This window comes from Prosthecobacter dejongeii (assembly GCF_014203045.1).
Classification (GTDB): domain Bacteria; phylum Verrucomicrobiota; class Verrucomicrobiia; order Verrucomicrobiales; family Verrucomicrobiaceae; genus Prosthecobacter; species Prosthecobacter dejongeii.
In genome coordinates this window covers 292,136-309,232 of the sequence record NZ_JACHIF010000002.1, presented here as the reverse complement: position 1 = coordinate 309,232, position 17,097 = coordinate 292,136, and the positions used below count along the sequence as shown (strand labels likewise).

The following is a 17,097-nucleotide window of genomic DNA, read 5'->3' as shown; positions in this document are numbered from 1 at the left end:
ATGCCTGGCCTTAATATCATCATCGGTCGCCCGCCTCCCGGCGTGGCAGGCGAGAGCATCATCCGCATTGGCGCGCCGCTTTTTGAGGAGGTGCATGCGGGGTTTGATCTCATGCGTGAGGTGCTGTGGGTGACCAGCTTGGATCATCCGAGCCTTGTGCAAGGCTCCACGCGCACGATCCAGAGCGGCCTGCCCAATGGCCTGTTTTACGCTTTCACCAAAAGGCAGATCGGCACCAAGGCCGGGCGGCCTGTGGTGGAGCTGCTTTCCAAGGGATGGATGGCTCCCAAAGAGGAAACATGGCAGTTCCGGCGCAACGTCGGTGGAGATGCTGCCAATGGTTTGGTGGACGGCTTTGCCTACGCCATCCGCACACGCTTCAGCCTGACGCGCCCTAACGGCAATGGCAGCATCAAGGTGGCTCCAGTGGGGGTCACTTGGGGCTTTGGTGCCAGCGTGTGGAATCCGACTTACGGCTCAAGCTGGCCCTATGCCCCCACGGGCGATGCCACGGGCTGGCTGCGCGCCAGCCTGGAGGTGGAAGAGTTGCCGCCGCTGACGGGGATTTGCAAGATTGTGGACACCTTTGCCTATGACCTGCCTAACGCTGCATGATTGCCCACGCTCATCATCTCCGCAGCGCTCTCGCTCCGGTCGCTGAGCGCCTGGCCACCTATGCAGACGGGGGCAATCGCGACCGCATCCGCCAGGCCGTGGATGCCTTGCCTGTGAGTGGCCCGGCGCGAGTGGGGCACTTGGCTGACTTTTTGGCTGCGCTGGAATCAGCAAGACCACGCGCCAACACCGCCAAGAAAGATCTCAACACTCGGCCCGAGGGCGAGCGCTTGGCCACACGTCCTCTCACGATGGTCTTTGGCCTGCCTGAGCGCCGGGCCACGCTTTTGAGAAAGTCCACGCTGGCCAGTATTGCGGCTGAGCTGATGAGCATGCCGCTCTATACACGCACGTAAGGGCACGCCAGGGCACCTCCGGCACTTAGCCAAGCGACTGGCGCGAGGCCACGGTGCTAAGATGTCTCCCGCGCTGCCGCCCATCCTCCTCGCCCTCTCCGAAGCTGACCAGCCTACGTTGGTTTTTTGGATCATCACAGCTCTGGTGGCCACCGGGCCAGCGGCTTATTATTGGCTGAAGATTTGGGACCGCTTCCACCCAGATCCAGCGGATCAAAGCAAGCTGGCCACCAAAGAGGAATTGGAGACGGAACGCGTCAAGGTGCGCCAGGAATTGGCCGAGGTTGAGAAGCGCATCGCCGTCGCTCACAAGATGGAAATCCAGGGCCTGGAGAATCGCCTGGGCACGATCCAAACGGGCATGCACGGCATCGAATCAAGCATGCGCGAGATCTTTGGCGAGCTGCGCGCCCTGCATCGCTCCCTGGGCAAAGCCGAGGGCATTCTTGCTTCCCAAGATTAACCCCCGACCGCTCAATTTATGTCCGATCTCGCCCGCGCTGAAGACTGCCGTTTCCTCACCCGCAAGGTGCTCTACTCCCGCCCCACGGCGGCCCTGCCTGTGGAGGCCATTGTCCACCAAAGCAATCGCCTCGGCGGTGACTACACGGCTCAGGAAATCCAGGCCGCTGCCGAGTTCCTCGCAGGCTTGGAGCCAAGCCAGGTCAAGCAGACCAAAGCCACTCTCGGTTCAACGCTCTACTTCCAAATCACCTCGGCGGGCATCCTCGCTTACGAGCGCAACGAGTAGCCGCCGCCCTTTTCGTTAGTCCACCTCAAGCCAACGCCGCCCATGAAACTCAAAGCCCTCGCCCTCCTCTTCGCTCTCGCCACCCTCAGCACGCTGCCGAGCTGTGCGCCCTTTACCAAACGGGATGCCGCCGAATACGCCATCATCGCGGCGGAGGGTGCCCTTGACCTGGCTAAGGCTCGTCTAGTTGCCGAGGCCGTCAGACCTGGAGCTGACCCGCTGAAAATCGCTGCCCTGCAAACAGCCGTCCTGATGGCTGAGCGTGCCCTCGAAAAGGCCAAGGAACGCCTGGCCTCCCCTCCTGTCCTCACCTCCGCCAAGTAAACCCACACCCTCTCAATCCTTCTTTTCCATCCCATGAAATTGAATCTCAAGCCTGGCGTCACCCCCGCCTTTTTCTGGACTTCCATCGGCGTCGGCGCGGCCTCAACCGCAGCGACGGCTCTCTCTCTCACGGCCTATGGCTGGGCAGGCATGGCGGGTTCCCTGATTGTTCTCATCCTCGGCTACATCAAGGCCAACGGCCCGAAAGGACCGCAATAAACCATGGACGGACTCCCGCCAAGCTGGTGTGCCTGGATCGCTTTCGCGTTCCTGCTCTGGCTCTGGTGGGGGCTCGGTCGGCGTCTCGACTGACCCCATGAAAACCAACCTCAATCTTACCTTCGACGTGACACCCTTTTTAACTTGGTTCTTTGGGCTGATTGGACGCAAGGCTGTCACTGAAGCTGCCGCGCCAGTCGGTTTTTCCAAACGTACTCTCGAAAACCTTTCCGGCCTTAATGACCGTGCCCAGGTGAAGCTGGAAGGCTTTGTTGCAGCAGCTCAGAAGGCTATGGCCAAGAGAGGTGTGATGGTGGAGGTCATCTCAGGTCTGCGCTCCTGGCCACAGCAAGCCGCGCTGTATGCCCAGGGTCGTACCAAGCCGGGTAAGGTCGTGACCAATGCGCGACCCGGTTCCTCCTGGCACAATTATGGGTTGGCCATTGATCTGGGGCTGTTTAAGGGCGGGATATATCTGGATGAGAAGAATCCAAAACTGGCTCGGCAACTCTATGCTGAGCTGGGTCAGCTTGCAGCCTCCATGAATGTGGAGTGGGCAGGCACCTGGAAAAGCTTCCCTGAAGGTCCGCACTTTCAGACCCCTTTCGGTCTTACGTTGGCTGCCGCACGCGCCCAGATGCAGCGTAACGGCCTCAACGTCCAGCGACTGACCTTTCCCAACTGACTGGCATGTCTGACCCTCTCCCCAAGACTCCCAAGGGCAAGCTGGCCCGCCTCCCCGCGAAGCTGCGCGAGGCCGTGTGCCGTCGCATCCATGACGGTGAGACAGCGGGGCAGATCCTGCCTTGGCTCAATGCCCTGCCGGAAGTCATCAAGGCTTGTGAAACCCACTTCGAGGGCGAACTCATCACGCCCCAAAACCTCAGCGCCTGGCGCATGGGAGGTTATCAGGTTTGGCTTTCCCAGCGGGATGAGATCGAGGCCACACGCGACCGGGCGCGCTACTCGTTAGAGCTAGCCAAAGCCAGCGGTGGCAATCTCAGTGAAGGAGCATTGGCTCAAGTCACGGGAGAGGTGATGGAGCTGATGGAGGAAATCACCGCCGTGCGCAAGGCTGGGGGCGAGATAGACCCCAAGGCCCTGGTGGCCATCAACAAGATCCTGGTGGCGGCCCGCTCTCGCGAGCTGGACACGCTGACCCACCAGCTCAACCTCAAAAAGCTGGAGCAAAAAGACCGCGAGCTGGCTTTGGCTGAGGATAAATTCCAGATCCAATTTGTGGAGGCCTTCCTCAAACATCTGGATGACAAAAAGGCCCGCGAGATCGCCGAGAGCGGCGTGCATAAAGACATCAAAATGGATCAACTCCGCCTGCATCTCTTTGGGCGTAGGCCTGAGCGTCAGGAGGGGCCGCCATGAGCATGCCTGAGCCCATCATCAAATTCACGCCGCCTCAAGAGGAGGTGTTTTGGAGCACGCACCGCATGCTGTGGATGCTCTGGCGTCGCCAGCTCGGCAAGTCCTTCCTTTTTGGCGGCAAGGCGCTCGACCGCTGCATGGAGCGTGCCGACCACATGGCCTGCTTTGTATCGGGCTCCATCCTCATGGGTGGGGAGCTGATCGAAAAGGAGGCTATCCTTTGGCGCAAGCTCATTGACGCGCAGCGCATCGCCGCCCGCGCCGCTGGCCTGCACCTCACAAGCATTGCCGATGATGACAAGGGCAATACCCTGGATGTGGATGCCATCGCGGATCTCTTCCAACACGCCAAGTTGGAATGCACCATCTGGCACAGTCAGACCAGTTACAGCCGCACCCGTGTGCTCAGCCCCAACCCGGCCACGGCCCGTGGTTTCTCTGGCGATGTGCTGGGGGATGAGGTGTGCTTTTGGCCGGACTTCAAAGCCACGATGGACGCCATTGAGCCCATCATCTCCCGCCGTCCTGATTGGATCATGTGGCTGGCCTCTTCGCCACCTGCCGATGACACCCACCCCACGTTTGAGATCCTACAACCTCAGCGGGATGCCTGGCCAGCGAATGCCCGTGGCAACTGGTACCAGACTAACACTGAGGATGGCACCGAGGGCTTCCCCGTGCATCGCTGCGACGCCAATGACGGCATCCTCGCTAATGTCCCGCTTTACTCGCTGAAGACGGCGGGCAAAAAGCTGACCATCGAAGAGGCGATGAGCGAGGCCATTGATAAAGAGAGCTTTCGCCGAAACTACCTCCTGCAATTCATCGCGGGCGGCTCTGCGGCCCTGGGGCTGCAAGACCTCATCGCCGCGCAGCAACGGGGCCGCAATCAAGGCCTGGCCGTTGAGATCACAGATACCCTTTTTGTATGACCGTCAGAGACGCCATTCCTCGCTCCTGGCTGGACTTCCTGAAGGAAGGCCCGGTCGGGGTCGGCATGGACATCGCGACGAGCGATGGCCCCAATAGCAACCCGGCCAGCATCACGGTGACTCAAGCCACCGATGGGCGGCTTTATGAGCGCCTGGTCATCTCCTGGAAGACGCGAGATGAGGCAGTCGCCCGCGCCATGCTCACCACCGCGTTGGAGGATCTTTCCAGTGTCTTTGGCCTGAGGATTCAAGCCTGCTGCCTGGATGCCAGCAACGAAGTCTTCTTTGCGCAATCCCTGGCCAAAGGCCTGCGCGAGCATTGCCCCTTTCACCTCATCAAGGGTGGGGAAAACATCACTTTCCAGGGCCAAACGCTGAGATCCAAGGAGCTGCTCGGCAACCTGTATGTCAATGCTCACACGGATGGCCTGATATGCACCCCTGAAGGCCCCTTCATCAAAGAGGACCGCCGACTCGTCCAAAAATCCAAAGGCCTCTTTGTCACCCTCACGGGCAAAGGCGGCAAGCATGGCGACACCTTCGACTCCGGCAAGCTGGCCCGTTGGGCTCTCATGTCCTCGGGCGCGGTTGAGGCCGCTGCCGCTGCGGTCTCTGGATCTGGCCAGCGGTTAGATCCTTTCCACCGCACCTCCGAGGATGAGGACGCGGATTTTTACACTTTCGACCCCCTTTCTTGCTGACCCTTTTATGAATCTTTCCCCTGCCATTCTCCAAAGGCTACGCTCTCCATCCGATGAGGTGGATGAGGCCTTTGTTTCTGAGATCATCCCTCCGACCTCGCCCAACACAGTCGGCGTCAGTCTTGGCGAGCCGCCTGCCGTCGCCCACACCATGAGCACCGACCGGGTGCATGCTGCCTTGCGCCAGGCCGAGGCGGGCGACTGCCGAGATCTCTTTGCCATCTATCGCGACATTCGCCTCGGCCATGCCCACACCCAAACGGTCATCAATCAGCGCAAGCTGGCGGTCTTGACCAAGGCTCTGACCATCGTTCCGCGAGACTCCAAAAACGCCGATGACGTGCAGGCCGCTGAGCGCTGCCAGATCCTCACCGATGTGCCTGGCTGGACAGGCACGGCCATGAATCACCTGCTCAATGGCCATCTTTATCCGCTGGCCGTCTTAGAGCAGGTCTATGCCCCCGCTGCCGCCAGCACGGGCCTGCGCTACGTGCCCTCTGGCTGGCATGTGGTGCCTTATCACCTTCTGGATTGGACAGACGGTGTCCTCAGGATCTGGGATGCCGATCAAACGACGGGCCATCGCCTGGCCACCAAAAAAGCACCTCAGCCCATCCGTCACATCATCCATCGTGGCCACCTTCTGACGGACATCCCTGACCATTGGGGCGGCCCGTTGCGCGCTGTGTTGTTCTGGTGGTTGTTTGCCACCCAAGACCGTGACTGGTGGGTCCGCTTCCTTGACCGTTTTGGAGCACCCTTTTTGGTCGCCAAATACGACCCGAATGACAAAAAGAGCAAAGGCACGCTTACGCAGGCCTTCAGCTTGGCGAGTCGGCTCTTTGGCCTGGTGGTCAGCCAAGATACTCAGATCGAGGTCAAGAGCGTGGCCACCACTTCACACGGGGAGGCTTTCAAGGTTTTCCAGGAGTTCGCCAACGCCGAGCTGTCCAAGCTGATCTTGGGCCAGACCATGACGGTCACGGCTCAGGCCTCCGGCCTCGGTGGCGGTGCTCAGGCTGAAGTGCAAGAGAATGCCCGTGGTGACATTGAGGCCTGGGATCTCACCATCCTGGCTGCGACGGTCAACTCTCAGATCATCGCACCCTTTTGCCGCCTCAACGGCATCAAGGGCCGGGCGGTGCTCCAAGTGGCCGTGGACAGTGCCAAGGATCTGGAAGGCAAGACCAAGCTCCTGGAGGTGGCCGCCAAAGCAGGCCTTGAGCTGACGGATGAGGGCATCGAGATCCTCAATAAGTCTGGCGGCCTGCCATTCCAGCGCTCCGCCGCTCCCGCCGTGCCAGGTCCACCGCTGAGCCTGGCTGCGCTCTCGGCTCTCACGCATACCGACAACGCCGTCGCCATCCTGGAGCGCCTCGGCCAGCCGACCAATGCTCAGCTCGACAAGATTGCCAAGAACGGAGCCCCTCGCCTGGCCGCAGCGTTCCAGGGTCGCTATGCAGCGGTCAAGGATCTCATTGCCGCCAGCACCAGCGCCGACGATCTGGAGCACCGCCTCCACGTCCACTTCGCCAGCCTGACCCCCGCCAAGCTCCAGCCGATTTTAGAGAACGCTCTCACCGCCTATGCCGCCACTGGCTCAGCCACCGCCCGAAACCCTTGACCCTTTTGGCTTTTTGCTGGGTTTTTAAATTGGACCCTTTTCGCGAATTTTAATTTTGTGTATCAAGTTTTTTCGCGTTTTTGGCCACTGCCGCCCAAGGTAGCCCCTGCAGCTACGGTGACATTGCCTGTGCCTGTGGCGGAACCACTGCCCGTGGCGTTACTCACTAAAAGCGCACCCGCATCCACCAGTGTGCCGCCACTGTGGGTGCTGTCGCCCGTGATTATCCAGGTGCCTAAGCCCGCCTTTTGCAGCACGGTGCCGACACTGCCGTTGTTCCCCACGCTAACGATTTCATTCGCTCCCAAGTTGGTTCCGGTAAGACGCAGGGTGCGTGTGGCAGTGAGATTGGTACCTGTGGAGGTGAAGGGTGCGGTGAACTTCACGCTGCCGACGCCATTGTTTTCCAGCACCGCCAAAAGGGTCTGCACTGTGCTCACGGAGTTGGCGATCTGAATGGGCCGATCTGTGCTGGCATCCACACTGCCCACGTAACGCAGCGCCCCGATGATATGAAGAACCGTGCTGTTGCCGCCACTGGCCATCTCGATGACTCCATTGCTGGCACCGGTGCCCAGAGAACTGGCAGTGCCTTGATTCGCCAGCACCGAGGCTTCCACCGTGGCATTGCGGATGAGGGTCTGGCCGGCATAAGTGTTCGCAGGCCCCAGGGGCAGGAACATCGTCGTCGGCACCGTGGCGGTGCTGACAGTGGCGACATCGTTCACGGAGAGGGAGAGATTGTTCTCGTTCTCGGCTGGTCCGCCGAGGAAACCCGCGCGGAAGTTGTTGTTAGACGTGACGTTATCCACCATCAGCGTGGAGATGACACTGGCCCCGCCGACGATGCGGTTATCTGTGCCTGTGCCCATGACCTGTAACCAGTCCACCGTGGTATTATAAGCCGTGCTGCCGATGCCGAGGATGATCTTGCCACTGCGCTCGCCCGAACCCAGCAGGAACTCCGTATTGGAGCTGATGGACCCAGCTTGCAGATGCAGGATGCCTTCATGCACACGGGTGCTGCCCGTGTAGGTGCTGGCACCGCGCATCACCAGAGTGCCAAGCCCACCTTTGGTCACCGTGGTGCCGAAACCGGTGGCATTGATGATGGCGGAATTGATCACCAGAGGTGCAGCAGTGTTGTTTTGAATGATGGGCAAATCATTGTTGGCCCCGGCATCCGGCGACTTCAGCGTGCTGGTGGAAATCGTCTGGGTGAAGTTTCCCACCGTGCTGGAAACTAGGATGCCGCCGACAGTCAAAACGCGTCCGCTCACATCCTGGGTGACGGTGGTCGCCTGGGCCTGGCCAAAGCGCAGGCTGGTGATGGTGGTGTTCGCTCCCAAGGTAGTCGTGCCTTCTCCCAATGTGATGTTGGCATTGCCCACCAATGCGGTAGCGGTGGAAGGAGTGTAGCCCCCAGAAGGCAGGGCTGAGAGGGGGACGATCTGCCTCACACCGCCACTGATGGCCGTGGAGCCTAACCATTCATCTCCAGCAGCGGCATCGAGTGACCAAAGGTAAGGCGCGCCGAGAGAGGAAGTAAAAATGGCATTGTCCGCGCCACCCGTCGTCGTGAGGCTGCCCGTGGCAGGTCGAGTGATACCCACGATGCCACCGACGCCACGAGTGAAACTGCCAAAGGAGAGATCTACCCGAGTGGCCCCATTCTGCGCCACGGTGATGTAGCTGGACCCCCCATGCGCGGTATTCACGCCCGTAGGCACCACCGGGCCAAAAGCTTGGCTGTTGCTAGCGCCACTCTTGCCTGTGATGAGCAGGGTACCGCTATTGAGGTTGAGTTCATTGGGCGTCGCGATGCCACTGTGCAGGATGTTCGTAGTGGGGCTGGTGGCCGCACTGAAGTCCAGGTGCAAAGCCCCACCATTCAGCGTGGTGATGGTGTTTCCGACAGAGGATGCCAGCATGACGGTGCCGTTGCCCTCTTTCACAATCGTCAATGCGCCTGTGCTCGTGCGGGTGATGGGGTCCAGCACATCCATATTGCCAGCTCCAGCCAGCACCAGCACGCGGGCCGTCGTGGCAGTTTGTGTGATGGCAGCTCCAGTGGGCGCATCAAAAATAAGTTTGCCACTGTCTGACTGGATGCGGATGGTGGTGACACCGCCCAGAGTGATGAGCGCCGTGAGGGTGTTGTTTCCACTGACATTGCGGATGCCGCCATTGTTCGCCACCCCGAGACTGGAGATGGAGATGGGCTCGGCAGCTAAAGTGATGCCCCCTGCCAGTTCCATGGCTGCGCCCGCACTGATCACGGTGGAGCCAAAGGTGCTGCCTGAAACACCGAGGGCATTGGCATGAGTGGGCCGCAGCACCCCGGCGCTGATGGTGAGAACGCCCGTGAAATTATTATCCCCACCCAAAGTTAGGCTGCCATTGCCAGTCTTGGTCAGCAGCCCGGTGCCGATGCCGATGCGGCCATGGATGGCCATGTCCCCACGCCCGCCAAGATTTAAATTCACCGTGCCTGTGATGGCATTGGTCGCTGGGGTAGCAGACTGGATAGTCAGCAGACCGGCATCGGAAGTGAACGTGGAATTTCCCACTAGAGTCATCAGCCCTGTCAGAGTGTTATTCCCACTGACATTGCGAAGGACACCATCCACCGTGGTGCTGGTCCCCAGCCCTGAAAGCGTGAGCGGGCGGCTGAAGGTGATGCCATTGGAGAAGCGTAAAGAGCCCCCTTCGATCACATTGATGGTGCCGCCCGTGGTGCCGAGAGCAGCTCCATTTCGCAGTTCCAATGCACCGCTGGCGACCACCGTGCCACCTGTATGACTGCTGGCACCCGTCAGAAGGGTCGTGGCACCAGCAGAGCCATTGACCAAGAGGGTCACAGCACCCCCGCCAGCATTATTCGTGATCCCTGAGTGAATGGTGAGCAGGGAGCTATTCGAATGATTGGTTAGGAACAGTTGCCCCGTGCCAGCACTAGCGCCACCCGCAGAAAGGGAACTGGCGACGCCTAGCTGGCCGATGGTGAGGTTTTTCGCGTTCGAGGTGATTTGAACGCCACCCACCACGCCCAGGCGCAGAGTATTTCCCGCCCCCGTGAGGACCGTCCTATCCACCTGGGTATCCGCCATGGAAAGTGTGGCGAGGTTTGCCAGCGCACCCGTCTGGTTCAGGGGTCCGGTGGAGCTGCTATCTAACCTGAGATGTGACGTGGCATCGCTGGTGACAGGCACGGCCGTTACCGCCGGTGTGGCACCACTGAAATTTGTCAAAACACCGCCAGAAACCTGCGCCCAGGTTCCTAGACCCACGCCCGATCTATAAGTGGCCCATGGACCTAAAACCGTATCTGCCATGCTGGTGGTGATGCTGCCCGAGGCTGGTGCGGTGAAGGCAACAGTGCCCGTAGTCGTCCGGCTCAAAGTGCCAAAGCTGAGGTTCATTTCCCCACCTGTGCCCGAGGTGAGCTCAATGGAGGAACGAAATCCCTGAACGCTGATGTTGCCTAGGCGCTGGGAGTTGATGGTGCCCGCTTTACCTGTCAGCATGAGCACGGAGCTGCCGATGTTGCTCCCCAGGAGATCCAGCCCGCCGGGGGTGGTCAGGCCATTGTAAAGGATGTCCTGCTGAGGAGCCGTGGCAGCAGCGTAGTCCAGCACGGTGATGCCCCCCGTATAGCCAGAGCTGTTGCGACCCAGGACGGTATTTCCACCGTAAGTATTCGCCGCACTGAGCGTCACCGTCCCATCACTTTTGGTTAGAGTAAAACGGTGAAAGGCATACCCCGACCCACCATCCGTGATCGGGGCATTGATGACCATGCCCGTATTGGTGGAGTGCATGAGCACACCCGTGCTGCCTGTCATGGTGATGCCACCAGAAAGAGTGACCCCATTCCCTGTCACGCGAATGGCTGCGTAAGTATTGGCAAATCCGGAGGCGGTGATGGGCATGGTATAATTGCCAGTTCCGCCTAGCGTCAGAGTGCCATTGTTACGGATCGTGATGCCACTGACATTCGAGATCGTTGCCTGGGCTGCGATGCCTGCATAGACATAGCTGCCGATGGTTAACATGCCCGTGAGATTCGGGTTGGAGAGCATGTTCAAGTTCACAAACTGGGTGGCCGTGCCGCCACTCTTCTGGAGTGTCAGATTGCTACCCTGGAAAGCGAGGTTGGTCCCAAAACTCACGAACTGAGATCCACCCGAGGAAAAGTCCGCGAACTGGATGAGGCCGCCATCGCCGAAGTTCAACACCGTGTTGGCCGCAGCACCATTGAGGGCATATTGCTGGCCCGCGACGGGGGTGGCGGTGCCCAGCGCCAGGAAATTCATGCCCTTCAAATTCATGTTGGTGGCGATGGTGACGGTATTGGCAGCCGCAGGCGTGGTGCTGCCGAACTGGGCCGTTTCCAGCCCCGTATTCCCCCACAAAACATTGGCATTCAAAGAGTCAAGCCAGTTTGCCACGGAGGTATTCCAGGTCCCGTTGCCATTTTGTAAACCCGGAGTTCCTGGGGCGGCATCCCAGGTCAGTACCTGGGCTTCTAGTCGAGGGGGCAGTGCCAAGTAGGTTTGGCAGAGCAATAGAAGGGCCACACTGGAAGACCGAATCCACGCAGAAGAGAGGTGGGTGGCAGGGTGCACGGGGAATTTCATAACGGAATGCCCCCATCCTTGACTCGCATCCGTGGACTTCCCGCCGTGGGGGAACCCGGTTTTTCACAAGACGTTTGGGGGGATGCCTAACCAGCAAAGCATCGGTCATGCCATGCGCCCACCTCAGCAGCTAGCTGGGCACATTAATACAGGAATCGGTCGTGCAGACGCCTGCGCCCTGGATCACTCCAGCCCTAACAAACGTTGGGATTCCTCCAGCAGGAATTTGGTATCGGTGAAGGGTTCCCAACTCACATCCCACCAGCGCAGGCGCCCCTGGGCATCCACCAAAACGGCGGCGTGCAGGGGCTCGTCTTCAAAATCGTCGTAGGCTTTGAAGGTCTTGAACATGGCGAGGCTCGGGTCGCAATAGATGGGGAAAGGCGGCAGCTTTTTCGTGGTCATCTGCTCCGTGATGCGTCCAGCCAGAGACATGGGCTCCAGAGTGATAGCCGCCATTTGAATGCCGGCTTTTTCGAAATCGGAAGAGACTTTGGAGAAGGCATTGATCTGGGTCATGCAGTGCGTGCAGGCACTGCCGAGGTAGAAAAGCAGGAGGTGTGGTTTGCCCTCCAAAGAGGAACTGGCCACCGTTTTGCCCTCCAGCGTCAACGCCTCCCACTTCGGCCCCACCGGAGGCTGCCAGTGCATGGGGCCTAATGTATCCAGCGCAGGGCGCACGCCGCTGTCTTTGCGCTCAGGGGCAGTGGCCTGCCAGTTATCTTTGATCCCTAGAGTCGGGGCCAGGGAGGTGAGGCGCTTAGCTAGAGGCAGGTCCTGGTCCATGGCAAAGGCGAGCTTGCCAGCCTGCTCGAGAGCTTTTTTGGCCTCGTCTTTTTTGCCTACCGCAGCTAGCAGTTCCGCCTTCGCCGCAAAGCCTGCGAGGTCTTGAGGAAACTCTTTGATGTCTTCCTCTGCCTTCTTTTTGTCGCCTAAGGTCAGCCACAGAAAGGCAGCCCGCTCAGGCGGCATGGAGGTGGCAGCGTCCAAGACTTTGGCGGCATCTTTGCTTTTCGAAAGGATGGCTTTCAGCGCCCGCAATTCCTTGAGGGTGCTCACAGCGGGGCCTTCATTGGGTTTTTCCTTGGTGACGACTTCAGGGGTTTTAGGCTTGGCCTCGTTCCCCTTCGTTGCTTTGGCTTTGCCAGCTTCTTTGGCCTTGTCCGCTTTGGCTTTCTCCGCTGCGACCTTGGCTTTTGCGATGGCTTTGCGATTCAGTTCTTGGAGCTGGGTGATGTCGGCTTCGAGAGATTTGAGATCCCCCTTGTCATAAAACGCCAGAGCACGAGCCTCAAGGCGAGCGATTTCGATTGGGTCGTGGTCCACCGCTTTGAGAAGGGGGCCATCGGTGAGCGTCAGCACCTCGTCCCACAGTTCCCATTTTGTCAGTGTATCAATGAGGCGGAGAGGACCATAGTTGGCGCTGCCTTTGCCCAGGTTGTTATACTTGGGGTGGCGTGGATTGCTGATCAGACTTTTGGCTAGGCCGAGGGCATCTTTGGCACGACCCAGTTCATTGTAGGTGCGCACCAGCCATTCTTCATTGTGAGCGTAGTTGTGGATCTGGTCTGGCAGGATCCAGTTTTGGATCATGTAGGCGTGGTCCACGCGAGTGCTGGCCTCCTGCTGCCAGGCCGCATCGTCCGGACGTTTCAGCTTGGAAAAGGTGTGCCCAGACATGTGCCACATGTGGGCGATGGCCGGGGCGATCTGGCCATTCTGCGCAGCGGATTTCAGGGCTTGTCCAGGCTTGGGCCCATCCCAGAGGTGGATGCGGTAGTGGTGCGCGGGATGCTCTGGATTGGCGGCGAAAACTTGATCCAACAGGGCATTGAGCGCCATGGGACTGGAGAGGGGTGCATCACCCTTGGCATGCCAGATTTTCCAGGCCAGGAAGGCCTTTGCCTCCACGTCATCGCCATGCTCCTGGACGATGGTTTCCAGGTCGCGAATGAAATCCAAAGCGCGCTGTTTTTTATCCCGTTTGTCCTCTTTGTAAAAAGTCTCCAGGGTGGCGATCCATAGCTTCTCACGCGCCGTCGCCTTCTCCTTCAGCGCGGTGGCTTTTTTGATGAACTGCTTCGCCCGCGCCTCGTTGTTGACGTTGGCCATCGTCAGGCCCCAGTAGGCCATGGCGCAGTCTTGATCCAAAAGCGCCACCTGTCGAAAGGAACGCTCTGCCTCGTAATACCAAAAGCCATGAAGCTGGCCGACGCCTTGATTGAAAAACTTCTGCGCTTCAGCGTTCTTGGTGGAGATTTTAAAGTCCACCTTGCCCGTGCCCGGCATCAAGACCGCTGCCTGTCGTGGCCCCTCATTGAAGGCCTCCCCGTGCTGCGAATGCCCAGGCAGGGGATCTGCCGCTGGACAGGCCAGGGCCAAGCTGAAGGAAAGGAACAAAGGAAGGCGCGGGTGCATGCAGGCTGGTATCCATAACGGCCAAGCCCACACGAATCCTTCCATGCGGTGTTGAATCATACCTTGCGCCAGCGTTTGGCCTTGAACTCATGTCGCGGCAGGCTGTCTGCCTCCACCAGCCGCACGGGGATGCGCATGGAGAAAGTATCCCGTAGCTTGGCCTCCAGCCGTTTGATCAGGGCCTTGGAAACATTGCCCGGCACTTCGATGAGAAGCTCGATCTCGTCCATGGCATCCACCTTGCGCTGTTCCACCATGAATTCGACGATCTCACTAAACTGCCGCACCACGGCCTCGACCGCGCTGGGGTACACGTTCACCCCCCGCACCACCACCATGTCATCTACACGGCTTAGAACGCCGCCTTCCAGAGCTAAGCGGCCCTGCCAGAGGCGTTTTTTCACCCAGTCCCCCGTGCGGTAGCGCAGCAGCGGCCCCGCAGTGCGATCCAGCGTGGTGAGCACCAGTTCCCCACACTCGCCTTCGTTCACTTCCAGACCGGTGGCGGGATCAATCACCTCGGCCAAATAGGCCTCTTCAATGACCACGAGCTGGCCCGGAACGGCGGTGGTTTCATAACTCACGGGGCCCACCTCCGTCATGCCATGGTGATCATACACACGGGCATTCCACAGTTTTTCAATGCGGGCACGGACCTCAGGGATGCTGCCACCGGGCTCGCCAGCGACGATGATTTTCTGCACGCGCAGAGACAGGTGCTCGACTCCACTGGCCTCGCCGATCATCTCGCCCAGGCGCAGGGCATACGTGGGCGTGCAGCACAGGACGGTGGCCCCATAACGGGCCATCATTTCCAGACGCGCCTGGCTGGAAAGACCGCCGCTGGGGAGGGTGAGGTAGTGCCCATTGGCCGCCTCATACGCGGTCCAAAAACCCAGGAAGGGCCCGAACGAAAAAGCGAAGAAGATGCGGTCTTTGCCTGCCGCCAGATCCGCGCCGTCATAGACGTGACGCCAGCATTTCAGCATGGCCTCCCAGCTTTCTGGCGTGTCCAGCCAGGCCACAGGCTGGCCGCTGCTGGTGCCGCTGGTCTGGCAAAAGCGGGTGTAGGACTCCAGCGGCTGAGTCAAATGCGTGCCGAAGGGCGGGTGAGCCAAGCGATCTGCCAGCAGCTCCTCCTTCAGAGTGAAAGGCACCTGCTGGATAAAATCCTCCACTCCATCCATGGACGAGACGACCACTTTGGCGGCTTGAAACTTGTTGGCGTAAAATCCCCCCGCGCCATTCACGCTGACGAGAATGGAGCGCAGCTTGCGCCATTGGTTGGAACGCAGGCGGTCACGATCTATGGGGGAACTCACATCAGCCACGGTGAAGGGTTGGCGAGCAGCCTGGATGGGTCAAACAGAGATGCATTCGTATCGGCAGATCACCCCAGACTATGCACGGCTCCGTAGGCTCCGGCATCGTCACCGAGTGCTGCCAGCACGAGCCGTACCTGATGGCCCCCGGGTCGCCATTCATACTGATCCAAAAACACGGCCAGAGGCTCCAAGAGACGTTCCCCTGCCCCCGTGGCGATGCCGCCGCCTAGAATGATGAGCTCAGGGTCCACCACATTGATGAGACTGGCCAGACCTGCGGCGAGATGACGCACGGACTCCAGCCAGATTTTTTCCGCATCAGCATCCCCAGCAGCACAGGCCGCCAGCAGCGCATGCGTGGTGGCATACTGTCCTTTTCCGCGCGCTTGCAGGGTCTTGTTACCGATGGCCACCTCCAGGCTACCCGGCGTGCCAAAGAGATCCACCGGGGCATTGAGATCTGTGGTGATGTGGCCCAGGTGCCCAGCGCGGCCCAGGGTCCCTTTCAGCAAACGCCCACCGCTGTAAATAGCCCCGCCCACGCCTGTGCCTAGCGTGACCATGAAAACATCCCGGCAGCCCTGCGCCGCCCCCACCCAGACCTCACCTAACAAGGCGGCCTGCGCGTCATTGAGCACATTCACCTGCCGATTTAAAAAGGTGGACCAGTCCAGTTTCTCCAGCCCGTGCATCCGCCCTGGCATCCACTGAATGCAGTGCCCCTCAGGATGGGCCAAACCAGGAGCGGACAGCCCCACGGGCAGCTTTTGCCCTCCTGCGAGTGTTTCCAACTCCGCCACGATGCTGCGCACGGTGAGGGCAAACTGGGGCACACCCTCCACGAACTCACCATCCCGCGTGGGTCGCGAAAGATGCGTGATCTGCCTGCCCGTACCTCTTTCAATGAGCGCGGCCTTGATGTTGGTGCCGCCGAGGTCAATGCCGATGGCGAGTTCGCTGGTGGATGCACTCATGGTTAGGCTAAGCTTCACGCCCCTCCGAAACTGTCCACCCACCATCCACAGCCAGTACCTGCCCAGTGATGAATTTTGCCGCTCGTGATAGCAGGAAGAGGGCGGCCCCTTCTACATCCTCCGGATTGCCCACACGCCCACCATCCAGAGGCTGTTTGGCCGCGACAAAACGGACGATGGCCTCATTTCCCACGGCCCGCTGGGACATGGGAGTCTCCACCAAAGCGGGTGCGATGACGTTCACCCGGATGTTTTGCTTGGCGTAGTAACTGGCGATGGATTGGCTGAAACCGACGATGCCCGCCTTCGCCGCCGCATAGGCATGGCTGGCAAAAAACTCGGGCGAGGGCGACCAGCCGAGGACGCTGCCCATGTTGAGTATGCACCCTCCCCCACCCTGGAGGAGAAACTGGCGCACCGCCGCGCGATTTGACAGGATGAGGGAGGCGAGATTGAGATCCAGCGTGTAGCTCAGGCCTGCATCCGTCATCTCATGCAGAGGCCCATCTCCACGCGAGCGACCACTGCCTCCAGCCACGTGATAGAGGGCATCCAGTCGCCCAAAATTCTCAACAGCGAGTGCCACGGCTTTCTCTGCCGTTTCAGGCTGGCTGGCATCTCCGGCGAACCCACAAGCCCCGCTGCCTAGGATCTGCAAGGCCGACTGCACATTGGCCTCGCTGCGACTGGTCACGACCACGTGTGCCCCATTCGCCACCAAAGCCTGCGCGGCGGACAGCCCCAGCCCCGTGGTGCCGCCCATGACGACCACGGACATTCCTTCGACATCGTAGCGAGTGTTCATGACGGGTGACTATTCCGAGCGCGTCTTCCCTGA

16 protein-coding genes are annotated in these 17,097 nt (G+C 59.9%); 11 read left to right on the top strand and 5 right to left on the bottom strand.

Annotation, left to right across the window (positions count from 1 at the left end; all coding sequences use genetic code 11):
- The 11 genes from HNQ64_RS06520 to HNQ64_RS06470 all read left to right on the top strand — a co-directional run bounded on the left by HNQ64_RS06520 (position 1) and on the right by HNQ64_RS06470 (position 6,902).
- Positions 1 to 615 (top strand): hypothetical protein, encoded by a 615-nt coding sequence (locus HNQ64_RS06520; protein WP_184206664.1) that lies wholly within the window; start codon positions 1 to 3, stop codon positions 613 to 615.
- Positions 612 to 971: a hypothetical protein gene (locus HNQ64_RS06515; RefSeq protein ID WP_184206661.1), complete on the top strand. Its 360-nt coding sequence runs from the start codon at positions 612 to 614 to the stop codon at positions 969 to 971. Before HNQ64_RS06520 ends, HNQ64_RS06515 begins: the two co-directional genes overlap by 4 nt.
- A 61-nt stretch (positions 972 to 1,032) precedes the next feature.
- Positions 1,033 to 1,434: a hypothetical protein gene (locus HNQ64_RS06510; RefSeq protein ID WP_184206660.1), complete on the top strand. Its 402-nt coding sequence runs from the start codon at positions 1,033 to 1,035 to the stop codon at positions 1,432 to 1,434.
- A gap of 18 nt (positions 1,435 to 1,452) precedes the next feature.
- A complete protein-coding gene (locus tag HNQ64_RS06505; protein ID WP_184206658.1) occupies positions 1,453 to 1,722 on the top strand; it encodes a hypothetical protein in 270 nt (89 codons plus the stop codon).
- A 42-nt stretch (positions 1,723 to 1,764) separates the two neighbouring features.
- A complete protein-coding gene (locus HNQ64_RS06500) occupies positions 1,765 to 2,046 on the top strand; it encodes a hypothetical protein (RefSeq protein ID WP_184206656.1) in 282 nt (93 codons plus the stop codon).
- A gap of 33 nt (positions 2,047 to 2,079) precedes the next feature.
- The gene (locus HNQ64_RS06495; protein WP_184206654.1) at positions 2,080 to 2,265 is read left to right on the top strand and encodes a hypothetical protein; all 186 of its coding nucleotides are present in this window, start codon (positions 2,080 to 2,082) and stop codon (positions 2,263 to 2,265) included.
- A 97-nt stretch (positions 2,266 to 2,362) separates the two neighbouring features.
- Positions 2,363 to 2,950 carry a M15 family metallopeptidase gene (locus HNQ64_RS06490; protein ID WP_184206652.1) on the top strand — a complete coding sequence of 196 codons (588 nt, stop codon included), beginning with the start codon at positions 2,363 to 2,365 and terminating at the stop codon, positions 2,948 to 2,950.
- Between the two features lie 5 nt (positions 2,951 to 2,955).
- Positions 2,956 to 3,645 (top strand): hypothetical protein, encoded by a 690-nt coding sequence (locus HNQ64_RS06485; RefSeq protein WP_184206650.1) that lies wholly within the window; start codon positions 2,956 to 2,958, stop codon positions 3,643 to 3,645.
- A gap of 2 nt (positions 3,646 to 3,647) precedes the next feature.
- A complete protein-coding gene (locus tag HNQ64_RS06480) occupies positions 3,648 to 4,577 on the top strand; it encodes a terminase large subunit domain-containing protein (RefSeq protein ID WP_184206648.1) in 930 nt (309 codons plus the stop codon).
- On the top strand, positions 4,574 to 5,278 hold the full coding sequence (locus HNQ64_RS06475; protein ID WP_184206646.1) for a hypothetical protein: 705 nt from the start codon (positions 4,574 to 4,576) through the stop codon (positions 5,276 to 5,278). The genes HNQ64_RS06480 and HNQ64_RS06475 overlap by 4 nt, the downstream gene beginning before the upstream one ends.
- Before the next feature lie 7 nt (positions 5,279 to 5,285).
- Positions 5,286 to 6,902: a phage portal protein family protein gene (locus HNQ64_RS06470; protein ID WP_184206644.1), complete on the top strand. Its 1,617-nt coding sequence runs from the start codon at positions 5,286 to 5,288 to the stop codon at positions 6,900 to 6,902.
- A 62-nt stretch (positions 6,903 to 6,964) separates the two neighbouring features.
- On the opposite strand, the gene HNQ64_RS06465 is transcribed toward HNQ64_RS06470, so the two are convergent.
- From HNQ64_RS06465 to HNQ64_RS06445, 5 genes are all read right to left on the bottom strand, one after another.
- Entirely contained in the window at positions 6,965 to 11,542 is a 4,578-nt protein-coding gene (locus HNQ64_RS06465) for a beta strand repeat-containing protein (protein ID WP_184206642.1), read from the bottom strand.
- A gap of 183 nt (positions 11,543 to 11,725) precedes the next feature.
- Entirely contained in the window at positions 11,726 to 13,960 is a 2,235-nt protein-coding gene (locus HNQ64_RS06460) for a redoxin domain-containing protein (protein WP_184206640.1), read from the bottom strand.
- Between the two features lie 56 nt (positions 13,961 to 14,016).
- Positions 14,017 to 15,282, bottom strand: a complete 1,266-nt coding sequence (locus HNQ64_RS06455) for an AMP-binding protein (RefSeq protein WP_221305360.1) — start codon at positions 15,280 to 15,282, stop codon at positions 14,017 to 14,019.
- Between the two features lie 68 nt (positions 15,283 to 15,350).
- Entirely contained in the window at positions 15,351 to 16,259 is a 909-nt protein-coding gene (locus tag HNQ64_RS06450; RefSeq protein ID WP_184206638.1) for an ROK family protein, read from the bottom strand.
- A gap of 7 nt (positions 16,260 to 16,266) precedes the next feature.
- Positions 16,267 to 17,064 (bottom strand): SDR family NAD(P)-dependent oxidoreductase, encoded by a 798-nt coding sequence (locus tag HNQ64_RS06445; RefSeq protein WP_184206636.1) that lies wholly within the window; start codon positions 17,062 to 17,064, stop codon positions 16,267 to 16,269.
- Between the last annotated feature and the right edge of the window lie 33 nt (positions 17,065 to 17,097).

Excerpts from the sequence above, each read along its gene's own strand:
- HNQ64_RS06475 (WP_184206646.1), top strand. The coding sequence starts at position 4,574 with ATGACCGTCAGAGACGCCATTCCTCGCTCCTGGCTGGACTTCCTGAAG.
- HNQ64_RS06520 (WP_184206664.1), top strand. The coding sequence starts at position 1 with ATGCCTGGCCTTAATATCATCATCGGTCGCCCGCCTCCCGGCGTGGCA.
- HNQ64_RS06470 (WP_184206644.1), top strand. The coding sequence starts at position 5,286 with ATGAATCTTTCCCCTGCCATTCTCCAAAGGCTACGCTCTCCATCCGAT.
- HNQ64_RS06500 (WP_184206656.1), top strand. The coding sequence starts at position 1,765 with ATGAAACTCAAAGCCCTCGCCCTCCTCTTCGCTCTCGCCACCCTCAGC.
- HNQ64_RS06510 (WP_184206660.1), top strand. The coding sequence starts at position 1,033 with ATGTCTCCCGCGCTGCCGCCCATCCTCCTCGCCCTCTCCGAAGCTGAC.
- HNQ64_RS06465 (WP_184206642.1), bottom strand. The coding sequence starts at position 11,542 with ATGAAATTCCCCGTGCACCCTGCCACCCACCTCTCTTCTGCGTGGATT.
- HNQ64_RS06505 (WP_184206658.1), top strand. The coding sequence starts at position 1,453 with ATGTCCGATCTCGCCCGCGCTGAAGACTGCCGTTTCCTCACCCGCAAG.
- HNQ64_RS06460 (WP_184206640.1), bottom strand. The coding sequence starts at position 13,960 with ATGCACCCGCGCCTTCCTTTGTTCCTTTCCTTCAGCTTGGCCCTGGCC.
- HNQ64_RS06480 (WP_184206648.1), top strand. The coding sequence starts at position 3,648 with ATGCCTGAGCCCATCATCAAATTCACGCCGCCTCAAGAGGAGGTGTTT.
- HNQ64_RS06515 (WP_184206661.1), top strand. The coding sequence starts at position 612 with ATGATTGCCCACGCTCATCATCTCCGCAGCGCTCTCGCTCCGGTCGCT.
- HNQ64_RS06485 (WP_184206650.1), top strand. The coding sequence starts at position 2,956 with ATGTCTGACCCTCTCCCCAAGACTCCCAAGGGCAAGCTGGCCCGCCTC.
- HNQ64_RS06445 (WP_184206636.1), bottom strand. The coding sequence starts at position 17,064 with ATGAACACTCGCTACGATGTCGAAGGAATGTCCGTGGTCGTCATGGGC.
- HNQ64_RS06490 (WP_184206652.1), top strand. The coding sequence starts at position 2,363 with ATGAAAACCAACCTCAATCTTACCTTCGACGTGACACCCTTTTTAACT.
- HNQ64_RS06450 (WP_184206638.1), bottom strand. The coding sequence starts at position 16,259 with ATGAGTGCATCCACCAGCGAACTCGCCATCGGCATTGACCTCGGCGGC.
- HNQ64_RS06495 (WP_184206654.1), top strand. The coding sequence starts at position 2,080 with ATGAAATTGAATCTCAAGCCTGGCGTCACCCCCGCCTTTTTCTGGACT.